This is a genomic window from Rhodococcus sp. NFXS4 (genome assembly GCF_058139645.1).
Genome location: NZ_CP192221.1, coordinates 3850544 through 3876035, shown reverse-complemented (window position 1 = coordinate 3876035; position 25492 = coordinate 3850544). Strand labels below are relative to the sequence as shown.

Here is a 25492-nt window from a genome sequence, read left to right as displayed (position 1 = left end):
GACCCCACCGACCTGTTCCACACATGGGGCCTCCTCAGGCGCAGAAGCGGATCGATCCCCGCTAGCTTTGCTCGGGGTGCCCCGGTGCCCCCCCCCGGGCTCAATCAATACACTGCGCTGACGCGGGCACTTCGTTGATGAACGGATATGAATCAGATTGCCCGACAGCGGTTCTCGTAGACCGGCCGTCAGTCGCGGGCCGACCCGTGCGTGCGGTCGAGTCGACTCGGGCAGCTCGTCCGCGATCACGTTCTGCCTCCGCGAGCTGGTCTCGGGTGGTGTCGAATAGTTCGCCCGACGACGCCTCGGACTTCCGGACGCTCTCCTTCTCGAGGACGAGCAAGACGTCGAGAAGGTAGCTGCCCAGTGCCATGATGGCGCCGAAGGTCGCCTGCGATGCCTCGCCTTCGCCTGGGATCGTGTTCCCGGTGACCTCACCGTGGTCCCCGAGAGCATCCGTCGTCCCGACGACCGGGGACCCGAGCGCTCCCGCGGTTTGCCGGATGATGTCGTGGGTACCGTCGTTGTGTTCGTATGCTGCCGTGGCCGATGCAGGGAGGACCCCAGTGTCGGGTGACGACGACGCACATCCGATGCGTGATGCGCGCGGGGCGTTCGACGGTGTCACCGCGATCGAGTGGGTCGACGTGTGCGTCGATCTGGCCGCTGCCGACGGGGCCGCGCTCGTCGTCGCTGCGGAGGACCACCCCGATACCCACCAGGTGGTGCACGCCACCGACGGTATCGCTGTGCAGGCCGCCGACCTCGGTTACATCCTCGGATGTGGCCCCCACATAGAGGCCATGTCGACAAGTAATGCGTGCGCTGTGGACGTCGACGACGCTGCCGACCGGGGCCGCTGGCCGCTACTGGTGGACGAACTGGCCGTCAGCGGGATCGGATGGGTGCAAGCGCACCCGCTCGGCGACCATCGTGCCCCGTTGGGCACGCTGCAGCTCTACCGCCGGACGAGGTCACCGCACAGGCTCTCGGGGGACGACCGCGCTACCCACACCATGATCGCCCAACTCGCTCGCATGCTCGGCACGGGCATCGTCGCCGCCGGCGTGGCCGCCGACATGCTCATCCGACGTCACCAGGACAGCGAGGCGGTGAACATCGCTATCGGGATTTTGGCCGCCCGGCACGGCTGCACCGTTGCGGTGGCCTCGGCGATGCTGCGAGCGGGCGCCTACTCCCGCGGGCACGGCTCCGCGGGCGAAGCGCATCGCGTCATCGACTCGATCAACTCTGTCGACCCCTGAGGACCCGGCCGATCCCGTCATGGGCGCGTCGTCGCCATAGATGGCGACACGGATTTCCGCGAGTCGGCTCATGGGCAAATCCGACTTCTGCGTCCGGTGCGGAGGGGACACGCCGGGTGATCGTCGGGGTGGCTGAGCAACCTCCGGCGCTGCCCGCACGCCGCCTCGCAGCTGATGTGCAGGTCTACGCGAATCCCCCGGTAGGCACGCCGCGAACCTCGCGACAGTCGTTCCTTCGCGGCGAGTTCCCCGGGGGCCCGGGCGAGTTCACCGGCAAATTGTCGACCCGCAATTCACATGAACTGGTCCGACTCGTTCGAAGATCATCCTCTTTAGGTGCGGTCGAGAATCAGTCGAGTGGCTTCTTTCGGTGCGTCCCATTGCGGAAAGTGACCGCATCGCTCGAACCAGTGCAGAACGGCATCGGGGAACAGTTCCGATGCGCGCGCCGCTTGCTTCGGCACTGTCACCAGATCTCGTCGTCCCCAACCGATTGTGACCCGCCCGGGCACTGTGCCGGACGAGGCGCCTTCCTGCTTCGGCCCGTGGATGAGGGCGTTTAGAGCGGCCTGGGTCGACGGGGAGTCGGCGAGCCCGCGTACGTCGGGCAACACGGTGTCGCGCGAGAGTGCCCATGGCCGCGCGGACAATTGAGCGAGCAGCAGGGTCCTTCCCGCAGGGTTGCCGAGAAGTGCAGGTAGGAAACGCCGCAATATGTTGACAAGGGCTATGGACGGCCGGAGTGTGGCGCCGAAGACAGCGCGTTCGCGGTCGCTCCAGAAACCGCCGGGGTCGAGTGCCACGGTGTCGCCGCCGACTCCTCGCCGCGCGAGTTCGAGGACGATTCGACCGCCCATAGATTGACCGGCGGTGGAAATGCCACCCAGATCGTGTTCGCGAATGAAGTCCGCGACGGAGTCGGCGAGAGCAGCGATCGATACTTCGCCCGTCAACGGCGGCGTGTCGCCGAACCCCGGTAGGTCGACCGCGATGACGTCACGGTGTTCCGCCAGTTCGTCGATGATCGGGGACCAGGATCGCCATCCGACGCCCAAGCCGTGCACCAGCAGCAGCGGGCTGCCATGTCCGAATCTGACATAGTTCAGCGTCATACAGTCGACGGTACGCGAATGCCCGGTCGATGAACGGGCTTCGGAAGACCGATGACAACCGCTCACCGAGTGTCCCAATTCGACCTCTCGCCGGGTACCGACCGTTCGGGGCCACGTCACCGAGTTCGCGGCCGAGGCACCCTGGTACCACGGGGATAGCGCCACGGTCGGATGGTGGACGGGTGGGACGAGGTACGCGTTCGCTGACGATCGCGAAATGTCCGAGAGGCGACAGCGCGTCCTCGGGTTCCGGCTCGTCCCGCGGTGAGAACGCACCCCCGGCACCATGCACGTGCCGATGATCGGCGAATTACAGGCACTGGCGAATGCTGTCCGGTTGTGCGTCAGCGATCACGCGGCGACGGTCGACTTCGCCGGGAGCAACAGCCGATGCGTCGGGTGAGGCATGCCCGCGCCGGCACGGGTCGCGCGGAAAGAGATTCGGGTCGGGTTTTCCCTCAGTGGCCCGTTCTCATCGGGCCGGTCTTGTGCGGACACGGTCTCGGCGACGGCGGTTCGCATCCATAGATCGATGAGAGAACGGATCGATTGGGACCGAGTCACCCCGCGCCGACCCCACCATGCGCGGGCACGTCGACGATGGTGTTCTGCGTACGGATACCCCTGGGGAGCGGTGCAGTGGCGCATCCTGGTCATGCAGCCGGGCGACCTAACCGCATCTTGCGCGGTGGACGCCGCAGGGCACCGCATGCCCCCGCCACCGGGCCACTTCCAGCACCGATGAGTGGTCGGACTAGAACTGCTGGACGATGTTCTGCACCGCCCATGTGAGGCTGGATGGGGACGGGAATGCAATCGACTGCGCGTCGGTCGGAGCGAGCGGCACGTAGTCGCCTCGTTGCACCGCGGCGAGGGCCGAGATGCCGGGTAGTGCCCGGAACTCGTCGAGAGCGGCGGGCTGACCCGTGGCGATGACGAGATCCGCATCGTTGTTCGACAGGTCCTCGTAGGTGATCTGCGCCCGTCCCGGAATGGAGCTGGTCGGCAGCGCCGTCGCGTGATCGGTGGGCCGCATCCCGAGGGCGTCGAGGAACTGTGCACCGGCGTCGTCGGTCGAGTTCACGACGTACACACCACCCTCGGTGGGGCCGACGAAGAACGTGAACGTGCGGCCCGCGAAAGCGGGGTTCGCTTCGGCGGCAGCGGAGATCGTCGATTCGGTCTCCTCGATGACGCGCTCGCCGTCGGCGGTGCGACCGAGCGCGCCTGCGATGGTCCGTGTGGCCTGCTGCCATGTCTCGGCGGATGGGGTGCTCGCGTAGTGCACGACGGGGGCGATCGCCGACAACTGGTCGTAGCGGGTGTCGAGCCCGAACGCTTTGGTGCCGACGATCAGGTCGGGTTCGTAGGACAGCACGTCCTCTATCGTCAGGTCGGCGTTGGCGCCCTGGAGGAATGCGGGTGCGTCCTTCCCCGCCATCGCTGCCTCGGTCCAGGGTTGAAATCCCGACTCGGCCGTCGCGCGGGCGGTCGCGACCGGTGTCACGCCCAGTGACAGCAGGATGTCCGCGTCGGTCCACGACAACGCGACGACGCGTGTCGGTTCGCTCTCGACGGCGGCGGATCCGAGCGCCCCGTCAGTGGTGGTAGGGAACGATGCAGCGGCGCCTGCGGTCCCCGTCGGCGACGCCCCGGTGGGCTCGTTCGACGAGCAACCTGCGAGCGCTACGGCGACGATCAGGCCAACGAGGAGTCTTCGCATACCGGACTATTTTAGGGTCCGGTCGTTCGCCACGGGGGTGCTACCTCGACCACCTGCTCCAGTCGAACGGTCACTACGACTGCCGCACAACCGGGCCTGTGGAATCGAAGCCGATGAGAAGACGGGTACAGCAGGCACCATACGGCCTGTCGTGGTTATCTGACAGGTGTGTTCAGGCAGCGGAGTCGTCGAACGCTCAGCAGTGGTCGTCGAGGCGAGCCACCGAGAGCTGGCGTCTACGGCTCACGGTGCGTTTCCCCATGGCCAGCAGTGCGTGTGGCGTGGTCAGCAGTGAGTGCGGCGTATGACAGATGATGACGTGTGGTCCGGAAAGCACGCGCGAGCGCACGATGCCCCGGTCCGGTCACTCAATGCGTCGGTGTTGCGATGGAGGATCGACACTGCACGGTCCATTCCACTGTTCGATCCCGACGACGGCGGTGACGCGGCTCGCTGTCTGGTGCTGCTGGAGTCTCCGGGGCCGAACACGATGCGTCCGGGCGGGACCAACATGTGTTCGTTCGACAATCCAGATCGAACGAACCCCGTGCTGAAATCGGTGTTCGCCGACGCGGGTATCGACCGGGTGCAGTGCGTCAAGTGGAATATTGTGCCGTGGGCAGTGCTCGACGACGCCGGTTATCCGGTATCGCCGACGGCATCCGTTCTCGGTGAGGCGGGCCCATATGTCGGCGAGCTTATGGCCTTGCTGCCGAAACTGGAGGTGGTTTTCGTTCTCGGTGCGAAGGCTCTCGATGGCTACATGCGCGTCATCACCGCATCTGCTCCCACCCGCCTCCTCCCGGTGATAGCGGCACCGCACCCCTCGGCTCGCAACGCACACGCGCCGGCGGCTGCTCGCCAGCGGTTGATCAACGCAGCATTGTCGGTCGCAACGCACCTGGAGAAGGCACCTGAACCCCGGACTGTGCTGAGGTAGGGCGGATCGTGCCGCTGCTGCCTCCGACCGGTCAGTCCTGGTAGGGCTGGCGTTCGCCGGTGTCGGTGTCGATGTCGATCACCTCGTCCGGGCTGTCGGGGTGGTACTGGATGATGTGTGGTTCGGCGGCACCCCGGCGTGCACCGTCTCGATATGAGAACCAACATCCCGCGAACAGCACCACTGTCATGATCGCTGCGACGACGGTCCAGCCCTCGAACCCGCCGGCGAGGGCAGTGAAAAAGGCCCCCGCAGCAGCTGTTCCCGCCATCAGCAACAGCTAGGCCAGATAATTTTCGGTGACTCGTGCCCAGACGCGTCCGCGGCGGCCCCGTCTCGGGGTATCGGAAGTCGGTGTGTCTGCATTCGGTGTGCTCATCGATCGACGCTGTTCGTTCGGTATCAGCGTTTCGAGTGGGTACTACCCGGCGGTCGGTTCAGCTGGGTTGAAAAAGTTTTCCTTGCACGCTGCCGCGGAGAGTGTGGGCGGCGACTGTGCCCCAGGCTGCGAGCAAGGCCGCATACAGTCCGATTGCAAGGGCCTCGATCGCGGCCGACCCCAGAGCGCCGCCGAGGGCAGTGGCACCGGTGACGCAGGTGCCGATGGGGAAGGTGAACGACCACCAGGTCAGTGAGAATGTCAGTCCCTTCTGGGCGGCATGGATGGTGAGGGCGGTTGCGAGGATGAACATCAAGACGCCGAAGCCGCCCATCGTCAGTCCGTACAGAATGCCGAACACGTGCAGACCGGTTGCGACGGAGGCCGTCTCGCCGGTGAACACCAAGGGTGCATCGTTGCCGAGAAGGTTCGCAGCGGTGATCGATTGACCGATCATGCCGAGGGTGATCCACACCGTCGGTGCTGCCTGGACCGGCGGGATTCCGCCGTGGACGAGCCGTCCGTAGATGAGCGTCATGGTCAGCATTCCGATGATCAGTGACAGCCCGAACATCGCGTAGCAACCGGACAGCATGGCCAGGCGCCACTGCCCATCCGCGGTATGAGGGAGCAGCAGCGCACCGGTGGAGGCGGACACCATCGGCGGTACGACGGGCATCAACCACGCCGGGAGTGCGACGGCGGTCTGGTGATCGTGGGCGGTGATCATCAGGTAGGGCACGAGAATGCTGGTGATCAGCCCGAGGGCTGTGCCAGCGGTCCACAGGACGGCAAAAATCACGGTTGCGGGCCCCGCTCCGATGACGTCTTTGCCCAGCAGCATCGTCCCGGCACCGACGGTCAGCAGCGCCATGGGGGGTGCGCCGTAGAACTGCACCATCACCGGATGCGCGGCGTGCTCACGCGCATACTGCCGGTGTCGGATCCAGTGCACTGCGAAGGCACCGGAGAGTGTGATCAAGGCGACCGACGCTGCGATCCACACGATCGTTGCGAACACGTGCAGCCCGGGGATGTGGGCGGGCAGGGTGGCGGCGGCGTTGGCGACGATACCGGTGCCCATGACCGAGGCGAACCAGTTGGGCGTGATGTGTTCGAAGATCTGGCCCGGGTGGTCGAGGTCGGAGAGCACCGGCCACTTGCGCGGCCGCTCGGTATCGTCGCCGCGCCGACACGTGATGGAGGAGCGGTGCAGAGCTGCCGTGGTCATGACTTCCAGCGTCGTCGCACACAGTCGTCACCGGTAGACACCGACTACCTGGCCGGTCCCAACCTCAGGTTATGACTGCGGGGATGTGAGGGCGACGACGAGCAGGTCGCTCGACGGTCCTCGCAGTTCACGGCCCGCGGGCCACACGGCACGCAGGAACCGGCGCAGGTCGAGCCCCTCTGTGTGAACGCGGGCCAGTGTTCCGGCGGCGATCTCGGCGGATACCGCGAGGGAGCTGAGTACGGCCGGTGCGAGGCCGCCGATGACGGCAGCTTTGATGGCAGTGGTGGAGGACACCTCGAGCAGTGGCGCGGCGAGTGGGCCTGCAGTCCGGAGCGCACGTTCGAGCGCGAGACGTGTGCCGGACCCGGGTTCGCGGGTGACCAGCGGTGTCGCGGCCAGTTCGCTCGCCGTGATCGTTCGTCGAACCCATTGATGATCGGGGGCGACGACGACGACGAGTTCGTCGCGGGCAACGTCCTTCGAGTGGAGTCCGCTGGGCAGATCGGGGCTTTCGACGAATCCGATGTCGGCGCGGCCGTCGAGCACCGATGCGGCTACGTCGACAGAGTTTCCGGAGGTGAGAGTCGGTGTGATGGAAGTGTCGTGGGAGCGCAGTGTGATGAGCCATCGCGGTATGAGGTATTCGGCGATCGTGAGGCTTGCGGCGATACGAATGTGGCTGTGGCGGTCGGTGCGCAGCATTGCGATGCTCGTGTCGAGCTCGGCGGCTTCGGCGATGACGCGCTCGGCCCAGCCGGCGACCAGTTCGCCGGTTGCGGTGAGGGTGGCACCTCGCTGCCCGCGATGCAGGAGTGCTACCCCGACGCGGCTTTCGAGTGCTTTCAGGCGTGCGCTCGCCGCTGGCTGCGACATGCCATGCGCAGCCCCCGCGCGTCCGATGCTTCCCAGCTCGGCGACGGACAGCAATAATTCGTAGCTGATCAGGTCGGTCACATGGGTCGGCAGGGGCACGGTGCCAGCGTAGAGACTGCGATCGTAGTGGGCACGGGCCACAGGCGCGTTTGCCGGGAAAGTCCCCATTCGATGCTCAATGCTCGCGGGAAGTGGAACGGGGTCGCGGCACTGGATCCCGTGGTTCGTTCACCCTCGCTGACGCCACCTGCTTTTATCCAATTCTCGTCACCCAGGATTTGCCTTGGTTCGTGCGAGTTGTTTCGAACCTCACCGGTGCTCTCGCAGCGTGAGCTGGGACAAGGCAGGGGATGAGTCGGACGTAGGCGACCATTCCGATCAACTCCACCAGTGTCTGCGTCACCACGACCACGGAAGCAAGAGACAGTGCTGGTGGCAGCGCGAGCGCCAGCGGCAGTATGACCCACGAACTTCGGGTGGCGCCGGAGAAGATCAAGGCCCGAGCGTCCGGGACGTCCTGGCGGGTCACTCTGGCCGTCGCCCATCCGACAACCGCCATGATGACCAGGAACGCTACAAAGATCGGCACCGCGGCAATCAGCTGGGAGCCTTCGGAGCGCACTGCGTCGATCTGCGACGCCACGACGACGGCAAGAGTGGCCATCATGACCGGCACCAGCGCCGCGCCCAAGACATCCATGATCTGTGTGCCGAGTCGGCGGCGCGTCAGGATCTGCCTTCGGCCTCGGTGATACCCGTAGGGGGTATTGCTTGGTACGGTGGCAACGTGTCTGACGGTGCTCGGCGACGATCGTCGGCCTCGTCTGCGCTCTCGGTGCTTCGGACGGTGCTGATCGCGCTCGGCGTGGTGCTGATGCACACGACCCTGCCCGTCCCCACCGCCGCGGCCCATGACGCGATGCCCGCACCAGGGCAGCCGAACAGCGTGGTCGCCCATCACTCTGCTGACACACACACCGTCGACGCCGAGACGGCGGCGGCGCACGTGCCGTGCCCGAGCGGTCACCACATGGTGCATCCGTGCATCGGGACGGTCACGTCTTTCCCTGCGATGTCGGTGCCGACCGTGACCGCCGAGTCCATGCCCACACTGGACACCGCGTCCGACCGTGTTGTCGCGATCGTGGCTCGGGCAGGTCGTGCGCCCCCGTGGGCGGTGTACTCACTGGACAAGTCGGTATTTCTTCGGGTGTGACGGGGAGTCCGGGGCCACGGTGCTCCGGCGGATCGCAGGCAGATCCACCTCGTCTTCCGTTCGACACACCTCAGGAGTACTTCCATGCGCATCAACAGAAGAACAACCACCGTCCTCGCCGCCGCGGCGGTCGGCATCGCCCTCCTCGCAGGGTGTAGCGACGACGAATCGGGCACGTCGATGGAGGGCCACTCGATGGGCTCGTCCACCTCGATGGAGTCCTCGTCGGCGCAGTCCGCGGATCCCGCAGCGAACTTCACCGACGCCGATGTCATGTTCGCGTCGATGATGTATCCCCATCACGCTCAGGCCGTCGAGATGGCCACCATGGTCGACGGGCGCACGACGAACCCGGACATCGTCGCCCTGGCAGGGGAGATCGCCGCCGCCCAGAAACCCGAGATGGAGCAATTGACGTCATGGTTGGTGCAGTGGGGTCAGCCGGCGCCGTCGTCGGACGCCAGCTCGATGGAGGGTATGGACCACGGATCGGGCAGCGGAATGATGACTCCACAGGACATGGACTCGCTGATGGCCGCGTCGGGTGTTGACTTCGACCGCCAGTGGCTGACGATGATGATTGCCCACCACCAGGGCGCGGTCGCGATGGCAGAGAAGGAGATCGCCGACGGCTCCAACACGGACGCGGTCGCGATGGCCCGCACCATCGTCGAGACGCAGAACGCCGAGATCTCCCGCATGCAGCAGCTCCTGGGCTGACCGAGAACCCGGCCGGTACCGCAGTTTCGGGTCCTGCTCGACGAACGACGCAGCCCCGCACCGATGTCGGTGCGGGGCTGCGTCGCATCGGGGGCCGCAGGTCATTCCCGCGGGGTACCAGTGCCGGGCCGGAGGTCGAGTCGACGGAGCAGCTGGGCGTTGGCGGCGACAATGATCGTCGACAGGGACATCAGAATCGCTCCCACGGACATCGGCAGCACGAACCCGATGGGTGCGAGCACACCGGCCGCCAAGGGCACGGAGAGCAGGTTGTATCCGGCTGCCCACCACAGGTTCTGCTTCATCTTCCGGTACGCAGCGCGGGAAAGATCGACCACCGACAGCACCGAGCGGGGGTCGTCACTGGCGAGGATCACCCCCGCGGACGCGATCGCCACATCCGTGCCTGCACCGATGGCGATGCCGACGTCGGCGCGGGCGAGGGCGGGGGCGTCGTTGACACCGTCACCGACCATCGCGACCTTCCTGCCCTCGTCCTGCAGGTCCGCCACCCGCTGCGCTTTGTCCTCCGGGCGCACCCCGGCGAAGTAGCGGTCGATACCCAGCTCACCGGCGACCGAGGCGGCGACCGCGTCGGCGTCGCCGGTGATCATGACCACCTGCACCCCACGGGCGTGCAGATCGGCCACCGCGGCGCGGGACTCGGGGCGGATCTCGTCGGCCAGTTTCAGCGCTCCGATCACGGCGCCGTCGGCGACGACATGCAGGATGATCGCCCCGTCCCGCCGCCACCGATCGGCCACACCGAGCTCGGACCGGCGCTCCTGCTCGAGCATCGCCGGACCACCCACCCGCACGGCGGCGCCGTCGACGACCGCGGACACCCCGACCGCAGGTGAGGACCGGAAGTCCTGCGCAGACGGGATATCGAGCCGGCGGCCCTCAGCACCGGCGACGATCGCGCGTGCCAACGGGTGCTCGGAATCCGCTTCCGCAGCTGCCGCCAGCGCCAGAACCTCCTCGACGGTGCGCCCGTCCACGGCCTCGACGCCGGTGACGGCGGGTTCCCCGCGGGTGAGAGTGCCGGTCTTGTCGAACAGCACGGTGTCGACGGTGCGCATCGACTCCAACGCGAGGCGGTCCTTGATCAGGACGCCGCCGCGTGCGGCGCGTTCGGTCGCGATGGACACCACCAACGGAATCGCCAGGCCCAGCGCGTGGGGGCAGGCGATGACCAGGACGGTGATCGTGCGGACGACCGCGTCGTCGGGGGAGCCGAGGAGGGTCCAGGCGGCGGCGGTGAGGACGGCGGCGCCGAGGGCGAACCAGAACAGCCACGCCGCGGCGATGTCTGCGATGCGCTGTGCTCGCGACGTCGAGTTCTGCGCGTCGCTGACCAGTCGGCGGATCCCGGCCAGGGTGGTGTCCTCGCCGATAGCGGACACACGCACGCGCAGGCCCGAGTCGGTGGCGACGGTGCCGGCGACGACGGTGTCCCCGTCGCTGCGGCGCACGGTGCGGGACTCGCCGGTGATCATCGACTCGTCCATGCTCGCGGACCCGGAGACGACGACACCGTCGGCAGGAACCCGGCCGCCGGGGCGCACGACCACCACGTCATCGACCTGCAGTTGCGCCGGATCCACGACGGTCACCTCACCATCGGCGTCGACCCGCTCCGCGGTGTCGGGGAGCAGCGCGGCCAGCGAGTCCAGGGCCGACGTCGTCTGCGCGAGCGATCGCATCTCGATCCAGTGCCCCAGCAGCATGATCACGATCAGCAGTGCCAGTTCCCACCAGAAGTCGAGCTGATGATCGAGCAGACCGACACTCGCACCGAGAGACGAGACGAACGCGACGGTGATCGCCAACGCGATCAGCAGCATCATTCCCGGTGTGCGGCCGCGGATCTCGCTGACGGCACCGGTGAGGAACGGGGAGCCGCCCCACACGAACATGACCGTGCCCAGCACGGGGGACACCCACCCGATCCAGGAGCTGTGCGGAAGTGAATACCCGAGGATCATCGCGAACATGTCCGACGCTGCGATCACCGGAACCGCCAGGACGACCATCACCCAGAACAACCTGCGGAACTGGCCTGCATGATCGCCGTGGCCGCCGTGGCCGCCGTGGCCGCCGTGGCCGCCGTGGCCGCCGGCCATGTCGTGATGGTCGTGATCGTGCGAACTGTCCGTCCGGACGGTGGCCGGTGATGACTCGATCATGTCAATTCCTCGATTTCGAAGGTGTTGCTGTGCAATGCCCTGTACCGGTCGGAGATTCGGACGTGCCGTAGTCCATCGCATCGCTGCGGTCGGCTACCCGCTGTGTCCTGCTCCGCATCGATACCCCCAGGGGGTATATAATTCAGACCATACGCCACTCGGTCGGCTGTGGGAAGGTGTGCCGTCTCACTCGGTCTCGGTTCCTGCACGCATCGGATCGTGCAGCTGACGCGATTCCGCACCCTTCTACGGCAGTATCGATGAACACCGGGATCACGATGGTGCCGACGGTTTTGTTCTCGGCCAACCGGATTGCCCGCCCGACCGCCTGAACGATGCCGACCTCCGAGCCTCGTGGGTCGATGAAGGCGACACCGTCGAGGGTGGGGACGTCGACGCCCTCGGCGAGACATCTGGCGTTGGCTAGCACGCCGCGTTCGTCGTCGTCGAGTTGGCGGAGGCGCTGAAGCTTCACGTGGCGTTCACCGGACGACATATCACCGGAGGCGAACCCGGCCACAATGTTCCGGACGGTCGTTCTTCTGCAGGCATCCAGTCGAGAACGTCGGGCATCTCGGCGGCGAATCTCTGTGCTCGCAGCACCCGCGAATGGAAGCGATGACCCGGCGGAGGTCATATTTGCGCATGGCTTTGGCCAGCCCGATCCGGCTGTGGTGTAACCGGTCCGTGGTAGCGATGAGGAGGCGATAGTCGAACCACTTCCTCGACGACTCGGAGAGGACCTTGTCGACGTCGCGCTTCGTGACGGCGTGATCGGGGCTCTACGCCTTAACCTGAACCGCCCAGGCCTTCCCGACACTGTCCTCGACCACGAGGTCGATGCCGGCGTCGCTGCCCCACCTGTGCTCCCAGTCGTCCCACAGCCAAACCTCCCGAACCGTGAGTCGGTAGTACGGGTCGTTCTCGAGGTACCACTTGCAGATGCGCTCGAACTGCCTGCCGCGGATGTGATTGTTTTCGGAGAGGCTGTCGTAAAGGGTAGCGAATGTGCCCATTCCGAGAACTTCAGCTGGCCGTACCGACTGGTTTGTCGCCCTCGCGTAACTACTCGAATGACTCCTCGGGACCGTTAGGGCGCAGATCCCGCGCCACACCACCCAGGAGTTGCGCGGATCAAACTAGTTGAGAGAGCTGGCGCGAGTACTTCCGACGAGCGTCCTCTGCGGCTCCGGCAGACCTCCGGTCGAGCTTGGCGGGTTGTCCTCGGAGGTGAGGTCGTTCCCACGCATTGCACTCGGCCGGTGTGGGCCTTCGTTCAGCCGCGTTTGCTAGTGACGCGATCGTGAAGCCGAGTCGCGACTCATTGACGCGTGACCGCAACTGTCATGCGGCTGGACCCGCGTCTGCTGCTTTGTCGATCAACGAGATACGATGTTCACCAGGGTAATACGGACTAGTCGAGTTCGACGTAGGGGATTCTCGGTGTCACGAGAGTGTCACAAGTCTGGACTGACGGAGGTGGACCGGGGCGGACGCTGATGGACGAACACGCAGCTCAGACCGGGTTTCGTGAGTCCAGGTGAATTCACCTGATCGGGCCGTCGAAGCCTTGTAAGCGAGCGGTCTTCGGTTCAATCCCGAAAGGAGGCTCTCGATATACCTCTGACCAGCACAAATGCTCCTAAATAGCCTGATCTGACCTCTCGTTTCACGACTTCCCCCGGTACGTCCGCGCAGGTCCGCCACGGTCCAGGGGCGTTCGGTCACCTGCGAAATGCTCCGAAAAAGGGCTCGCTGTCACGAGTTGTCACAACTCATCCGTAACTCCTTCGGTGGACTCGGGTGGACTCGGGTGGACTCGGGTGGACGTGGATGGATTTCAGCGCAGGAATGTCCACTACCGGAGGTGGACTTCCAAGGACTTCTGTGGATGGAAACCACTCGCTTCACGTCGGTCGCCGGAGATTCGCGGCGTCAGATCGTGGTGGCGGATTGCGCGGTGTCGAGGTGGGGAATCCCGAGCAGTTACCACTGGGCGAGGGGCACTTCGAGGTGGCGCAGCATGTCGAGCTGCTCCGGCCGTTCGACACCTTCTGCGATGACCACGGCGTCCAGGCTTTCGGCCATCTGCACCAGGGAGCGGACGATGGTGGCCATCCTGGGGAGTCGATCGAGTGCGTCGACGAGTACCGGTCCGAGTTTGACAATGTCGACGTCGAGCGCCGCGAGCATCGACAGGCTGGTGTCGGTGCTGCCGAAGTCGTCGAGGGTGATCCGCACGCCGAGGGCTTGCATCCTCGCGATACCGCGGCGGGCGTCGTCGTGATGCGGTGCGATGGCGTTCTCGGCGATTTCGAGGTCCAGTTGGTGGGGTCGGAGCAGGCCGGTGTCGAACACGGAGCTCAGCGCGCTTCGAGGTGCGCAGTGTCGAGTTCGACAGGGAGAGCGTTGACGTGGATGGTTCCAGGGTGCGGAGAGTCACCGGCGTTGGGTGAGATGCGCCGACAGAACATCTCTCGACGCTTCGGAGGGATCGACGACGGCGGCGGCGACGCGGACGTGATCATCGACTTCACGGGGCATCGGCGGCCCTGCAATCCGCACTCCACCGGCTCGACATCGGCGGCCGGTTCGTCCTGGCCGGATCGGTGACCCCTGGCCCGTCGACCCCGAAGTCGTGGTCCGGAACTGGTGGGCCATCACCGGAGTGCACAACTACGAACCCCGTCACCTCTCGCAGGCCGTGGCATTCCTCGACGCGGCGGACGGAAGGTACCCGTGGGCCGAGGTGATCGACACTCCCGTGCCGCTGGCAGATCTTGCACGAGTGCTGGTGCCGACGCGCCCCGGCATCCTGCGATCATCGGTGACTACACACGTGCGCTGACGTCGTGAGAAGGACCGGCACTACCTTCGGGCGGTGTCCGAGTCGATGTCATCGCGCTTCTCCGCCGTAGCCGCGGCGGAGGTCGAGACCCGGACGGTGAACGAGGTGCAACGTCGGACACGCTCTGCGGCTCGGCGATAATGGGGTCATGTCCCTGTCAGGTCGGTCTCCAGGTCGGCCACCCGTCGAGCTGGACCGGATCTTGTCGGCCGCGGTCGCACTTGTCGACGATGACGGGGTCGACGCGTTGACCATGAGGGGTCTTGCGAAGCGGTTGGGGTCCGGAACGGCGACGTTGTACCGGCATTTCGACAGTCGCGACGATCTGGTGGCGCAGGTGGTCGACTCTGTGATGGGCGAGGCCGTCACGTTGAGCGAGTCGGCCGAGGGTGACAGCTGGCAGGTGGCGCTGTCGGTGAGCGCGCGGGAGATGTTCGCGGTGTTGCGTCGTCATCCGAATATCGCGCCGCTGATGCTCGAACGCATACCGGCAGGGCCGAACGCCGTACGCCTGCGTGAACGCTGTCTCGCCCGGTTGCTGCATGCAGGTTTCGAACCGCCGCAGGCTGTGCGGGCATGGTCGAGTCTGGCTCGATTCGTGTTGGGCTTCGGTGTGCAGTCGTCGCGTCCCGGGGGTGTCGATCAGCGTCCCGATGTGTGGTCGACACTCGATCCCGAGGACTTTCCGGCATCGTCGGCCGTCGACGCTGAGGAAACGGTGAGCTTGGACGACGAGTTCGCCTTCGGTCTTGAATTGTTCGTCAGTGGGCTCGACACGCACGCGCGAACCTGGGGCATCGGGAACTAGCGTCTCGGGAGACTTCTGCGTGAGACAGACATCGATCACGTTGTGGTGCGGAGCATTCCGGCGACGGTACGCACCGAGGCAGGCAGCGTGGTCGGTCGATCGACGCGGACGATGCCGGCGATGTATCCATCGGGCCGGATGAAGAGGGTGGTGGGTCCGTCGAGGCCGTAGGTTCTGCGGAAATTTCCGCGGGTGTCGGAAGCCTGATGGTCGGCGATCTGCCCTGGCGCGTCGATGGCGACGGTGTGGAGTGCGGCGCCTCGCCCGGGCCAGTCGAGAGCAGGGGACGTGCCCGTGGCGACGAGTCCGTAAGTGATGGCGGTGAAGTGTGTTCCGCGGAAGAAATCGAAGAGTCGTGCCGGGGTGCCGGCGACGTCGAGCACGGCATCGGGTGCTCGGTCGCCCACGGATAGTGTGGAGGTGCGATCGGAGTCGGCGGGTGCGAGCGGACCGCCGTGATAACTCACAGCCAGTTGATACTCGTCCTTGCCTCGTTTCAGGCTGGCCGGACTTGCCGAAGCGATACCGGCGTACTTCTGCGCCGAGATGCCGAGAACGGTGGCGGCGATCGGTTGCCGTTCGTCCTGATAGGTGTCCAATAGCGCGTCGTCGGCGCCGTCGAGGACTTGTGCGAGCTTCCACGCGAGGTTGTAGCTGTCCTGGACTCCGGTGTTGAGGCCTTGGGCGCCGGCGGGCGGGTGCACGTGGGCGGCGTCGCCGACAAGGAAGGCTCGGCCCTGTCGGTACGACTGCGCGATGCGGATGTTGGGTCGGAAGACGCTGCGCCACGCGATCCGGGTCAGGGTGATGTTCTTCTTGGTGCGCGTTCGAATGCGCGCGGTGATGTCCGCGGCGGTGGTGGGAGCTTCCTCGTCCGGGTCGAGTGTGATCATCCATTGCATGAGATCGGTGTCGGGTAGTGGGCAGGCTCCGACGAATGCGCCGCCGAGAGGCCAGATGTGCCAACGGTTGCGGGTGAGATCGCCGTCGACTTCGGCGTCGACGATGAGCATGCGGTCGGTCTCGTCGGTGGTGCCCTCGAACTCGATGCCGAGGGAGCGGCGGACGATGCTGGATCCGCCGTCCGCACCGACGACGTAGCGCGCGGAGACGGTCTCCTCGCCGTGCGGCGTCACCAGGAAGACAGTCACTTTGGTGTCGTTCTGGGTGAGTGTGAGCACGTCGTGGTCGTAGTCGATGCGCCCGCCGAGGGCGGCGAGCCGATCGTGCAGCACCTGGTCGGTGCGGAACTGTGGGATCAGCCAGGTGCTCGGGTAGGGCACGGCGTCGGTGGGTGTGTTGGTCTTGATCGTCGCCCACGGCACCGTGATCGGGCCGGCGTGGATGCCCATTCGGGGGTAGGTCGATCCGCCGGCGTGGATCCCGGCGAGCAGGCCCATGTCCTCGAAGATTTCCTGTGTTCGGGGTTGTATACCTTTGGCCCTCGATCCGGGGAATCCGCCGGGGGCCTTGTCGACGACTCGGACGGTGAGTCCGCGGCGGATGAGCTCGATGGCCATGGTGGTTCCGGCGGGGCCGCCGCCGACGATCAGGACGTCGAGAGTCGTGGCGGAGTGCTCGGTGTCGCACGGTGTGGTGTCGTTCATCGGGTGGTCCTCTCATGGTCGATGGTGAGGAATGCGGAGATGATGTCGGCGGTGGTCTCCGGGCGTTCGTACGGGGCCATGTGGCCGCACATGTCGAGAGCCTCGACGGCGATGGGGCGCAGCAGATCCCGCGCGGTATCGAGCCCGGCGATCGGGGTGACGGTGTCGAGGGTTCCCCACGCCAGCAGTGTCGGGATGTCGAGGTCTCCGGTGCGTCGGAAGAGGTCGTGCCTGCCGGAGAGTGGATAGTTCTGCAGTGTGGAGAAGAACGAGTACATCGATCCCTCGTAGTGGTAGCAATCCGCGATCATGCGGGTGAGGGGTTCGACGAGCATTTTGTCGGCGACGTTGTGTTCGAGGTGACCGAGAAGTAGCCACCGTCCGAGCAGCTGGGCCACGGTTCTGGCGGCCGGGTCGAGTTGCAGTATTTTTTGCTGGAACGCGGTGTCGGTGGACAACCCTGCCGGTCCGAGCAGCGTGAGGGTGCGTACCGCGTCCGGTCGGTGGAGGGAGAATGCCATCGCGATGAGGGCGCCCATCGAGGTGCTGACCAGGTGGACGGGCTCGTCGATCTGCAGATGGGTGAGCAGGTCCCGGAGTTGCCGGACGAACATCGCCTCGTCGTACCGTCCCTCGACTCGGTCGGAGTAGCCGCGTCCGTAGGCGCTGAATGTGAGTGTGCGCAGTCCGCTCGCGTGCAGGTGCGGTAGGACGTGATCCCAGTAGAAGAGGGGGATGGTCAGCCCCGGCACGCAGACGACGAGATCGCCGGCCGGGGGTCCGGTCAGTTCGTAGTGGGTGTGTCCGTCCGGCAGTCGCGCGAAGTCTCCTCGTAGCGTGGCTCGTGCGGCGGCGTCGAGGCGGAGGTGCTCGTCGCGCGTGACGAAGAACTTCACCGGATCGACTCCTCGACGTCGATGTCGGTGTCGTTGCCCTGCTCGTCCGACCGGTCGAGGAACGTGGTGACCGCACGCAGCACCCACTCGGGATCCTCTTCCGGCAGGAGGTGCCCGCTCGTGGGGTTGATCCGTTCGCGGGCACCGGGAATGTCGACCGCGAATCGTTGTGGCATCGACGCGCTCGACAGGACGAGTGTGGGTGCGGTGATGGTGGCGAGTTCGTCGGTGCGGTCGGTCTGGTCGGTGTTGACGAAGTCCACGAATGCGGATTTGTTTCCCGGCCGCGACCACAAGCGGTGCACCCGGTCGATCATCGCGTCGTCGACGATGGTGGACAGTGGGCCCACTGCTTGTCGGAGATTCTTCTCGACCATGGTCCGTGGCAGCCACCGCCGCAGGAGTGGACGAATCCAGGGTTTGCGTGCGAGCTGCATGCCTCGGGGGAGCTCCTTGGAGGGGTACCCGGTGGCGTTGACCAGAATGAGCGCACGAACGAGGTCGGGTCGGTCCAGCGCTAGGTTCCACGCAACGTTTCCGCCGAGGGAGTTTCCGAGGACGACTGCCTGCTTGATCTCCAGGCCGTCCAGAAAGGCGGCGATCGTGCGCGCATAGGTGGTGATGCGGTAGTCCCGGTCCGGGCGTGGTCCGGTCATCCCGAAACCCGGGAGGTCGACCCGCACGACGTCGTAACGCCGAGCGAGCATGCGGGCGAGACGGTCGAAGTGTTCGAGTGACGACGTGGTTCCGTGCAGGAGCACGATCGTCGGCCCGGTACCGGATCGTCGGTACCGCAAACGGATTCCATCGGCGGTGTGGTGCAGGTCAACGCTGCTGCCTGTTTCGTAGCTCATAATGGATACAGCGTATCCGTTATGAGGCACTGCGCAAGCGGCTCCTTCAGTTTTGTGCGCCAGGATGATTTTGGATACGATGTGCTCGTAATCTGACCAACCGTATGCCGGCGATCGATCTGGATCGGTGGGCGGTATGTGTTCCGGACGCTGAGGGCTTACCCGCCCTTGTCGCTCCGCGATGTCATGCGTTCTCAGCGATCGACGTTGACTGCATCGAGGAAGATCGGCGTAACTCTACGATGATGAAATAGCCACTGTCCGTTGCCGTCTCGGCGATAGGTGTCGGCGTAGTCGGCGATCATGACGGGGTCGAGGGGGAGGGGTGCTACGCCGGCGTGGGCATGGAGGGTGAGGACGCAGTTCCCTGTCACTGTCTCCGCCGTGAAGGTGGGGTCGAGGCGTAGGCCGGTGAAAAGGTGGCGGGAGGTTCGCGGTCCGCTGTTTCTGCGGTCGTCGTAGAACCGCTTGATCTGTTTCTGGCCGGTGATGGCCCATCCGGACAGGTCGTAGGTGCCGTCGGCGGTGAACAGTTCGTGCACCGTGTGTCCGCCCTCGTGGTCGATGCGGTACGCGAATTCGGCGACGAGCGCGTCGATCTCGGATCGGATGGTGGCGAGCGTGGTCATGGCTTCTCCGTGGGGTGGGTCGTCGGTGGTGACGAATCGGGGTCTGTAAGCAAGGTGGGGAGCCTGTCGATGGCGAGCTCGGCCATCATCGTCACCAGCGCGAGCGTGGCGTCGAGATCGCCTGCTTCGCTGTCGAGTTGGTGAGAGACGAAGATTCCGTCGAGGAGGATGAGGGCGATGCGGCCCACGGCAGTGGCTGCTGCGGGTCGTTGGGCGGCCGGTATCGCGTCGAGGGACGGTTCGATGGCCGCGACGACGACATCGCGTGCGCGCCGGCGCACCGATTCCACGGTGGCTCTCACTGTGGGGTTCTGGTCCTGTTCCAGGGCAAGGAGTAGGAACAGGCGCAGGAACACCGGGTCCCCGACGAGGATGCGGGCGGCGGCGTCGAGTCGTTGTGCAGCAGTGGCGTCACCCTGGTGCGGCAGCGTTTCGATCGAGGTGATCATCGTGTCGGCGACGGTGTGCATGACGGCGTCGAGGAGTCCTTCCTTGTTGCCGAACGCGTGGTAGATCGATCCGCTGTTGACGCCCGCCCTGCGAGCGATCTCCGAGATACCTGTTCCGGCGTAACCGCGGGTGGAGAACAGAGACGTCGCGGCGTCGATCATCGCCTGACGGGAGCGGGCTCCGCGTGCGCGGCGTCCGTCGGGAGAGTGCACGTCGTTGTCGGTCATGGTGGTGCTCCCGTGGGGTGATCGTCAGGTCGAGATCCTGCGGATGGGGTTGTCCAGGCGGCCGAGGCCGCTGATCTCGACGCTGACTGTATGGCCGTGGCGTGTGAGGTCGATGGAGCGGATGGTGGGGAACCGGTCGGGTAGCGCGGGGCGTGCAGCGGTGCCGAAGTGGACGATGTCTCCTGACGTGAGGGTCATGGTCTGGGACAGGTGTGCGATGACGTCGTGGATGCCGAAGGTGAGGTTGGCGGTGGAGTCTTCGAGGACGAGGTCGTCGTCGAGGTATCCGCGGACGATAAGGCCGTTCGGTTCGGTGATCTCGTCCGCGGTGACGATCCAGGGTCCGATGGGCGCGAAGGTGTCGGTCCCCTTCGATCGGGCGTGGTAGGTGAGGTAGAGGGAACGGTCGTCGTCGCCGCGCATCGTTCGCCAGGGCTCGTCGACGGTCATGCCCTCGGGCATCACCAATTCGACGCTGTCGTCGGACTTGAGTCCGGGCGAGGTGATGTCGTTGATGATGGTGTAGCCGAAGACGCCCGCCGCAGCGTCCTCGGGGGTCGCGCGGCGCAGCGTGGTGCCGATGATGGCAGCGAGTTCGGGTTCGGGGTGCACGAGACCCCATGCGGGGTCGACCTCGATGTGCGTGCCGTGCCCGATCATCGCGCTCGGTGGTGTCAGGAAGTACATGGGAGCTGTCATCTTTCGGGCCGCGAGGGAGTTGAAGACATCGTTGTTCAGTGCGACACCGACGATCTTGGACGGGTCCGTCACCGGCGGGAGCCACTCGATGTCGGCCGGGTCGACCCTGGTGGTGTGGTGACCGTCGGCGATCACCGATGCCAGTGCCCGTCGCTCGCTTGCGGTATAGCTGATGATCGACCGCATCGTCGGAGCGATGTCACCATTCCCGAGAGATGCAATTCCCCCATCTGTTGTCTCGGCCAGAACGCACCGCGTCCCGTCGATGTTTCCTGTTGCCAACTTCATGGTGCGGATCTCCTGGTGTGCTGGGTAGGTGCGATGAGCGGGGATCTAGAGCGTGAGAGCGAGAGCGCCGGCGAGGAGGAGGAAGCCCACACCTCCGGCGAACAGCAACACGTTCTGATCGAAGGTGCGTGTTCGGCCGGCGATGTCGAGGGTCAGCGGTCGGTAGCCGTTGCTGTCGGCGAGCTCGCCGCCGTAGAGCGGCATGGTCGCCGCGGTGACGAAGAAGCCGACCAGGACAACACCGGCGATCGCTCCTGCGATGGCGAACCGGGCCGGTAGGGACGCCACCGGTGCCCAGAGAACGACCAGCGCCAGCAGTCCGGCACCGATGTGGGTGGCGACTTGCCACACCACATGAAAGCGCGCATGCGGCACCCACACGGGATTGGTGGCGTGGGTCCTGTTCAGATCGGCCGCGGCCGCGACCAGCGCGAACGACAGGATGCTGATGGTGAACAGGACCTGGACGAGTACGATCACGGTTACCCCCGATAGTTATATGATCGATCAAGTAGATATATAGTCGGTATGTCCCGTCCGCGCAACTGGTCTCCTCGGCAGTGGTGCCGTGATGCCCAGAACTACCTGTTAACTTTTGCGGCGGTGACAGTGACACCCGTCACCGCCACGGAGCGCAGGGGAGACACGGTTGTGAGACAACGGGCGAAGGTCGCACCTGTCTACCGTCAAACCCCTCTTCTCATGCTCCCTCTCGCACTGCTGGGTGCCGCCGGACCGTCGATCGATCTGGCATACGCCGATGTGCGTGCGGCCTGGACGACTACATGGCCACCGAGAACAACGGTCGAGGCGTCCTTCTCATCGGCCATTCCCAGGGCACGTTCATGTTGCGGAAGCTGATGCGCGAGACCTTCGACCGAGACGCGACACTGCGCAGACAACTCGTCGGCGCCTTCCTGATGGGCGGGAACGTCGAAACCGCCCGCGGCAGTACCACCGGCGGGGACTTCCAGAACATTCCGCTGTGTACAGAACGCGGGCAATTCGGTTGCATCGTGGCGTATTCCACCAACACGCTCGTGCCGCCGCTCTCGACCTTCGGCAATGCCGACGTCGATCTGTGGCCCCAGCATTGGGGACTGCCGAGTGGACCCGGTTTCCAGGTGGCGTGTACCGATCCAGCGAAACTCAGCGAAGACGATCGTCCGGTCGGCGTCACTGTGCCCAGCGCACCGTTCGCGTTCGGCATCATCTCGATTCTGCTGAACTACACCACAGCTCCCGAAGCGCTACCGACGTCCGAGTCGACGTGGACCACCAGTCGCGGCCGTGTCGTCGGATCCTGCATCGATGCGGGTGGATACAACCAGTATCATTTGCAGTTCGTGGTGCCTCAGCCGATCAACGAGGTTCCTCTGCTCGATTCGCACCTGATCGACATGAAGGCCGGCCTCGACCGACTGGTCAGCATCGCCGATCAGCAGACGGCTGCCTGGCAATCCGCCGGCTGACCGCCGAAACACTTCGCACGGGCGATGGACGCTTGGTGTCCGCCTCGATTATGGCAGTGGCCGCCGGTTGGTCTCAGAACCGCAGCGCGGTCGAGCGTATCGGTTAGAGCGCAGACGCTTTGAGGCTCTCAGAGAGACTGCGGCGTCACCGGGCAGTGCACCGTACTTCCTCCAGTTTCGGTGTAGTGGTCTCGGTTGACCGGATTTGTCGATCCATGACTTTCTATCGCGTTCCCGACCATCGGCCGGGCAATGCCGGCTCGACATCTTTGTCTGGTGTGACGCGGGGACCTGTGTCGCTGTGGCAGGCGGCGGTGGTGTCCGGACTGGTATGAGTTCCCTCCGCCGTGGGTGCCTAATGACGATCGGGGTACGAACCGTGAAAGGCCGCGGGATCACTCGTCGGCAGAGTAGTCGGACGTGCGGGACCAGGCGGCGTTGGTTCTCGCCGAGCCGCTGTCCTGGTTGGGGATCGCGGTCGACCGGTCGTGACAATCGATGGTCCGAGTTGTCAGGTCGGCCCGTGGACATCGGAGTGGCAAGTGGTGGGAACTCCGCCGCACGTCGATCAGTCGCCTCTTCGTTCGCCTGGCGGGATATGCTGCCCAGCAATGGGATACCAAACCCCTGGGTACCACGCCGCGGGTTCTCAGTGTCACGAGAGTGTCACAAGTCGGGACGGACGGAGGTGGACCAAGGCGGACGGGGATGGACGAATGCGCAGCTCAGAGCGGTTTTCGCGAGTCCAGGTGCATCCACCTGATCGGGTCGTCGAAGCCTTGTAAGCGAGCGGTCTTCGGTTCAATCCCGAAAGGAGGCTCTCAATATGCCTCTGACCAGCAGGAATGCGCCAAAGTAGCCTGATCTGACCTCTCGTTTCACGACTTTCCCCGGTACGTCCGTGCAGGTCCGCCACGGTCCAGGGGCGTCCGGGCACCTGCGAAAACTAGTGGATTTCGGCTCGATGTCACGAGTTGTCACAACTCGTTCGATGGACTCGGGTGGACGTCAGTGGCTGTGGGCGAACTTTTGCGCCGAAGAGTCCACGACGGTCGGTGGACCTCCGGAGACTTCTGTGGACGGACACCACTCGCTTCACCTCCCGTCACGGGTGGCGTGGACGTGTGCGAACGTCGTTGAACGGTGCGCTGCTCGCTTCGGGACTGTCACACGTCTACCGACTTATCGCAGGGGGAGCAGCAATGAACGACAACAGCATGAGGCCTGTACGAGCGTCCGATCGCGTGCTGCCGCATCCACCGCGGCGGTTGCCGGTGGTCGGCGACATTCTGGACCTACACGTCACCGAGTCCAGCCAATGGGCGATGCGGGATGCGCAGAAGTACGGGTCCATGTACGAACGCAACGTCTTCGGGACCCGCGTGACGTACGTGTCTGGACCCGTCGAGGTCGCGGCGGTGAACGACGAGACGACATGGGCCAAGTTCCTCGGTGTACCCATGGGCAACCTCCGACAAGTGGCCGGCGACGGGCTGTTCACCGCGTACAACTCCGAACCGTCCTGGGCGACCGCCCATGCGATTCTGGCACCAGCGTTCTCCCAGTCGTCGATGCGCCGATACCACGACACGATGGTGGGCAAGACGGAGCAACTGCTGTCCTCGTGGACCACCCGAGGTCCGAAAGCGTGGATCGACGTACCGGCGGATATGAACAAGCTCGCTCTCGGAGTGATCGGCGAGGTGGCCTTCGGCTACGACTTCGGATCGTTCGACGACGCAGCACCGCACGAGTTGGTGGTGCGGATCTCCCGTGCACTGAAGTACATCAACCGGGCCGCCTACTCCCATCCCGCTCTCGAGGCGACGATCTACAGGCGTGACCGCAACCAGCACCGAGACGACATCGACGTGGCACAGCGACTCGTGGATGACATTGTCGCGACGCGGCGCGAGCGAGATGCCCCGGGAAGCGGTGACCTTCTCGATCTGATGCTGAGCACCGCGGACCCGGCGACGGGGGAGCGGTTGTCCGATCAGAACATTCGCAATCAGATACTCACGTTCATGGTTGCGGGCCAGGAGACGTCAGCCGGTGTGATGGCGTTCGCTCTGCACTTCTTGTCGACTCATCCGGATGTGGTCGAGCGGATCCGGGCCGAGCTCTCGGCGGTGTGCCCCGATGGTGATCTCCAGTTCGATCACGTGGGCAAGCTGCGGTACATGCGGCGCGTGGTCGACGAGACGTTGCGCCTGTGGCCTGTGGCGCCCGGTTACTACCGGAAGGCTCGGCGAGACACGATGGTGGGGGAGCACCCCTTCGAGAAGGGGGAGTGGGTGTTCGTAGTCTTACTGCAGCTGCATCGCGATGCGGCGTGGGGTGCTGATCCGGAACGGTTCGATCCAGATCGGTTCGAGCGCAGTAGCGTTCCCGCCAATCTCGCTGATCTGTACAAGCCGTTCGGGACCGGACTGCGCGGCTGCATAGGCCGACAGTTTGCGTACCACGAGGTGCTCGTTGCGCTCGCTCTCATAGTGGGGCGAGTCGACCTCATCGGGAAATCGAACTACTCGCTCGAGGTCGACGAGACTGTGACTTTGAAGCCGCGGAACCTGTTCGTGCAGACCCCTGAACGGCCCGATTGGGTCTCGTGACCTCAACGGCGAAGCCATGTCGGCAGGCAGGCGCAGCCCTTCTGACTTCGTAAGCGAGCGGTCTTCGGTTCAATCCCGAAAGGAGGCTCTCGATATGTCCCTGACCAGCACGAATGCTCCGAAATAGCCTGATCTGACCGCTCGTTCACGACTTCCCCCGTTACGTCCGTGCAGGTCCGCCACGGTCCAGGGGCGTCCGGTCACCTGCGAAAATTGCCGAAATGCGGCTCGATGTCACGAGTTGTCACAACTCATTCAAAACTCGTTCGGTGGACTCGGGTGGACGTCGGTGGCTGTGGGTGGACTTCTTCGCAGGAATGTCCACGACGGTCGGTGGACCTCTGAGGACTTCGGTGGACGTATTCCACTCGCTTCACGTCCGGGTGGAGCTCGACCCGGTTTTCCGGACACCTGATCTGTAGCGTTGCTGCTGGAGGAGAGGAGTCCG

General features: G+C 65.1%; 25 protein-coding genes. 8 read left to right on the top strand and 17 right to left on the bottom strand.

Going from position 1 to position 25492, the window contains the following annotated elements:
• Positions 1–593 precede the first annotated feature (593 nt).
• Positions 594–1265: a hypothetical protein gene (locus J4E04_RS18325; protein ID WP_222682405.1), complete on the top strand. Its 672-nt coding sequence runs from the start codon at positions 594–596 to the stop codon at positions 1263–1265.
• A 332-nt stretch (positions 1266–1597) separates the two neighbouring features.
• Here the strand turns inward: J4E04_RS18325 and J4E04_RS18320 are convergent, their stop codons facing one another.
• Both J4E04_RS18320 and J4E04_RS18315 read right to left on the bottom strand, forming a co-directional pair.
• A complete protein-coding gene (locus J4E04_RS18320; protein ID WP_222682406.1) occupies positions 1598–2377 on the bottom strand; it encodes an alpha/beta fold hydrolase in 780 nt (259 codons plus the stop codon).
• Positions 2378–3131: 754 nt separating this feature from the next.
• On the bottom strand, positions 3132–4100 hold the full coding sequence (locus J4E04_RS18315) for an ABC transporter substrate-binding protein (RefSeq protein ID WP_222696184.1): 969 nt from the start codon (positions 4098–4100) through the stop codon (positions 3132–3134).
• A 304-nt stretch (positions 4101–4404) separates the two neighbouring features.
• Between J4E04_RS18315 and J4E04_RS18310 the strand changes: the two genes are divergently transcribed.
• On the top strand, positions 4405–5040 hold the full coding sequence (locus tag J4E04_RS18310; RefSeq protein ID WP_222696183.1) for a uracil-DNA glycosylase: 636 nt from the start codon (positions 4405–4407) through the stop codon (positions 5038–5040).
• Between the two features lie 31 nt (positions 5041–5071).
• Here the strand turns inward: J4E04_RS18310 and J4E04_RS18305 are convergent, their stop codons facing one another.
• The 4 genes from J4E04_RS18305 to J4E04_RS18290 all read right to left on the bottom strand — a co-directional run bounded on the left by J4E04_RS18305 (position 5072) and on the right by J4E04_RS18290 (position 8226).
• A complete protein-coding gene (locus J4E04_RS18305; protein ID WP_222682409.1) occupies positions 5072–5311 on the bottom strand; it encodes a hypothetical protein in 240 nt (79 codons plus the stop codon).
• Between the two features lie 166 nt (positions 5312–5477).
• A complete protein-coding gene (locus J4E04_RS18300) occupies positions 5478–6650 on the bottom strand; it encodes a TDT family transporter (protein WP_222696182.1) in 1173 nt (390 codons plus the stop codon).
• Between the two features lie 69 nt (positions 6651–6719).
• Positions 6720–7625: a LysR family transcriptional regulator gene (locus tag J4E04_RS18295; RefSeq protein WP_308115891.1), complete on the bottom strand. Its 906-nt coding sequence runs from the start codon at positions 7623–7625 to the stop codon at positions 6720–6722.
• A 154-nt stretch (positions 7626–7779) separates the two neighbouring features.
• Entirely contained in the window at positions 7780–8226 is a 447-nt protein-coding gene (locus tag J4E04_RS18290) for a hypothetical protein (RefSeq protein WP_222696181.1), read from the bottom strand.
• Between the two features lie 87 nt (positions 8227–8313).
• Here J4E04_RS18290 and J4E04_RS18285 point away from each other — a divergent pair, with 87 nt between their 5' ends.
• Both J4E04_RS18285 and J4E04_RS18280 read left to right on the top strand, forming a co-directional pair.
• Entirely contained in the window at positions 8314–8742 is a 429-nt protein-coding gene (locus J4E04_RS18285; RefSeq protein ID WP_490149228.1) for a hypothetical protein, read from the top strand.
• A gap of 84 nt (positions 8743–8826) precedes the next feature.
• On the top strand, positions 8827–9462 hold the full coding sequence (locus tag J4E04_RS18280; RefSeq protein ID WP_222696179.1) for a DUF305 domain-containing protein: 636 nt from the start codon (positions 8827–8829) through the stop codon (positions 9460–9462).
• Positions 9463–9563: 101 nt separating this feature from the next.
• Here the strand turns inward: J4E04_RS18280 and J4E04_RS18275 are convergent, their stop codons facing one another.
• From J4E04_RS18275 to J4E04_RS18260, 4 genes are all read right to left on the bottom strand, one after another.
• Complete coding sequence (locus tag J4E04_RS18275; protein WP_490150573.1) at positions 9564–11588, bottom strand: heavy metal translocating P-type ATPase; 2025 nt, start codon at positions 11586–11588, stop codon at positions 9564–9566.
• A 205-nt stretch (positions 11589–11793) separates the two neighbouring features.
• On the bottom strand, positions 11794–12171 hold the full coding sequence (locus tag J4E04_RS18270; RefSeq protein WP_308126285.1) for a helicase-related protein: 378 nt from the start codon (positions 12169–12171) through the stop codon (positions 11794–11796).
• Positions 12172–12433: 262 nt separating this feature from the next.
• A complete protein-coding gene (locus J4E04_RS18265; RefSeq protein ID WP_261767241.1) occupies positions 12434–12667 on the bottom strand; it encodes a restriction endonuclease in 234 nt (77 codons plus the stop codon).
• Positions 12668–13637: 970 nt separating this feature from the next.
• Positions 13638–14009, bottom strand: coding sequence for an EAL domain-containing protein (locus J4E04_RS18260; RefSeq protein WP_490149227.1), 372 nt, complete (start codon positions 14007–14009; stop codon positions 13638–13640).
• 280 nt (positions 14010–14289) lie between these two features.
• On the opposite strand from J4E04_RS18260, the gene J4E04_RS18255 reads away from it, so the two are divergent.
• Both J4E04_RS18255 and J4E04_RS18250 read left to right on the top strand, forming a co-directional pair.
• Positions 14290–14499 (top strand): hypothetical protein, encoded by a 210-nt coding sequence (locus tag J4E04_RS18255; protein ID WP_490149226.1) that lies wholly within the window; start codon positions 14290–14292, stop codon positions 14497–14499.
• 148 nt (positions 14500–14647) lie between these two features.
• Complete coding sequence (locus J4E04_RS18250; protein ID WP_222696176.1) at positions 14648–15307, top strand: TetR/AcrR family transcriptional regulator; 660 nt, start codon at positions 14648–14650, stop codon at positions 15305–15307.
• Between the two features lie 35 nt (positions 15308–15342).
• Here the strand turns inward: J4E04_RS18250 and J4E04_RS18245 are convergent, their stop codons facing one another.
• The 7 genes from J4E04_RS18245 to J4E04_RS18215 form a co-directional block, all read right to left on the bottom strand.
• The gene (locus J4E04_RS18245; protein ID WP_222696175.1) at positions 15343–16914 is read right to left on the bottom strand and encodes an FAD-dependent monooxygenase; all 1572 of its coding nucleotides are present in this window, start codon (positions 16912–16914) and stop codon (positions 15343–15345) included.
• Complete coding sequence (locus tag J4E04_RS18240) at positions 16911–17810, bottom strand: alpha/beta fold hydrolase (RefSeq protein ID WP_222696174.1); 900 nt, start codon at positions 17808–17810, stop codon at positions 16911–16913. The genes J4E04_RS18245 and J4E04_RS18240 overlap by 4 nt, the downstream gene beginning before the upstream one ends.
• Entirely contained in the window at positions 17807–18694 is an 888-nt protein-coding gene (locus J4E04_RS18235) for an alpha/beta fold hydrolase (protein WP_490149225.1), read from the bottom strand. Before J4E04_RS18235 ends, J4E04_RS18240 begins: the two co-directional genes overlap by 4 nt.
• A 164-nt stretch (positions 18695–18858) precedes the next feature.
• A complete protein-coding gene (locus J4E04_RS18230; protein ID WP_222696172.1) occupies positions 18859–19293 on the bottom strand; it encodes a nuclear transport factor 2 family protein in 435 nt (144 codons plus the stop codon).
• Positions 19290–19970, bottom strand: a complete 681-nt coding sequence (locus J4E04_RS18225) for a helix-turn-helix domain-containing protein (RefSeq protein WP_222696171.1) — start codon at positions 19968–19970, stop codon at positions 19290–19292. Before J4E04_RS18225 ends, J4E04_RS18230 begins: the two co-directional genes overlap by 4 nt.
• Before the next feature lie 24 nt (positions 19971–19994).
• Positions 19995–20957: a fumarylacetoacetate hydrolase family protein gene (locus J4E04_RS18220; RefSeq protein ID WP_222696170.1), complete on the bottom strand. Its 963-nt coding sequence runs from the start codon at positions 20955–20957 to the stop codon at positions 19995–19997.
• A 45-nt stretch (positions 20958–21002) separates the two neighbouring features.
• The gene (locus J4E04_RS18215; RefSeq protein WP_222696169.1) at positions 21003–21437 is read right to left on the bottom strand and encodes a DUF6640 family protein; all 435 of its coding nucleotides are present in this window, start codon (positions 21435–21437) and stop codon (positions 21003–21005) included.
• Between the two features lie 305 nt (positions 21438–21742).
• On the opposite strand from J4E04_RS18215, the gene J4E04_RS18210 reads away from it, so the two are divergent.
• Entirely contained in the window at positions 21743–22429 is a 687-nt protein-coding gene (locus J4E04_RS18210; RefSeq protein WP_490149224.1) for a DUF3089 domain-containing protein, read from the top strand.
• 1202 nt (positions 22430–23631) lie between these two features.
• Positions 23632–25044 (top strand): cytochrome P450, encoded by a 1413-nt coding sequence (locus tag J4E04_RS18205; RefSeq protein WP_490149223.1) that lies wholly within the window; start codon positions 23632–23634, stop codon positions 25042–25044.
• The last annotated feature ends 448 nt before the right edge of the window (positions 25045–25492 follow it).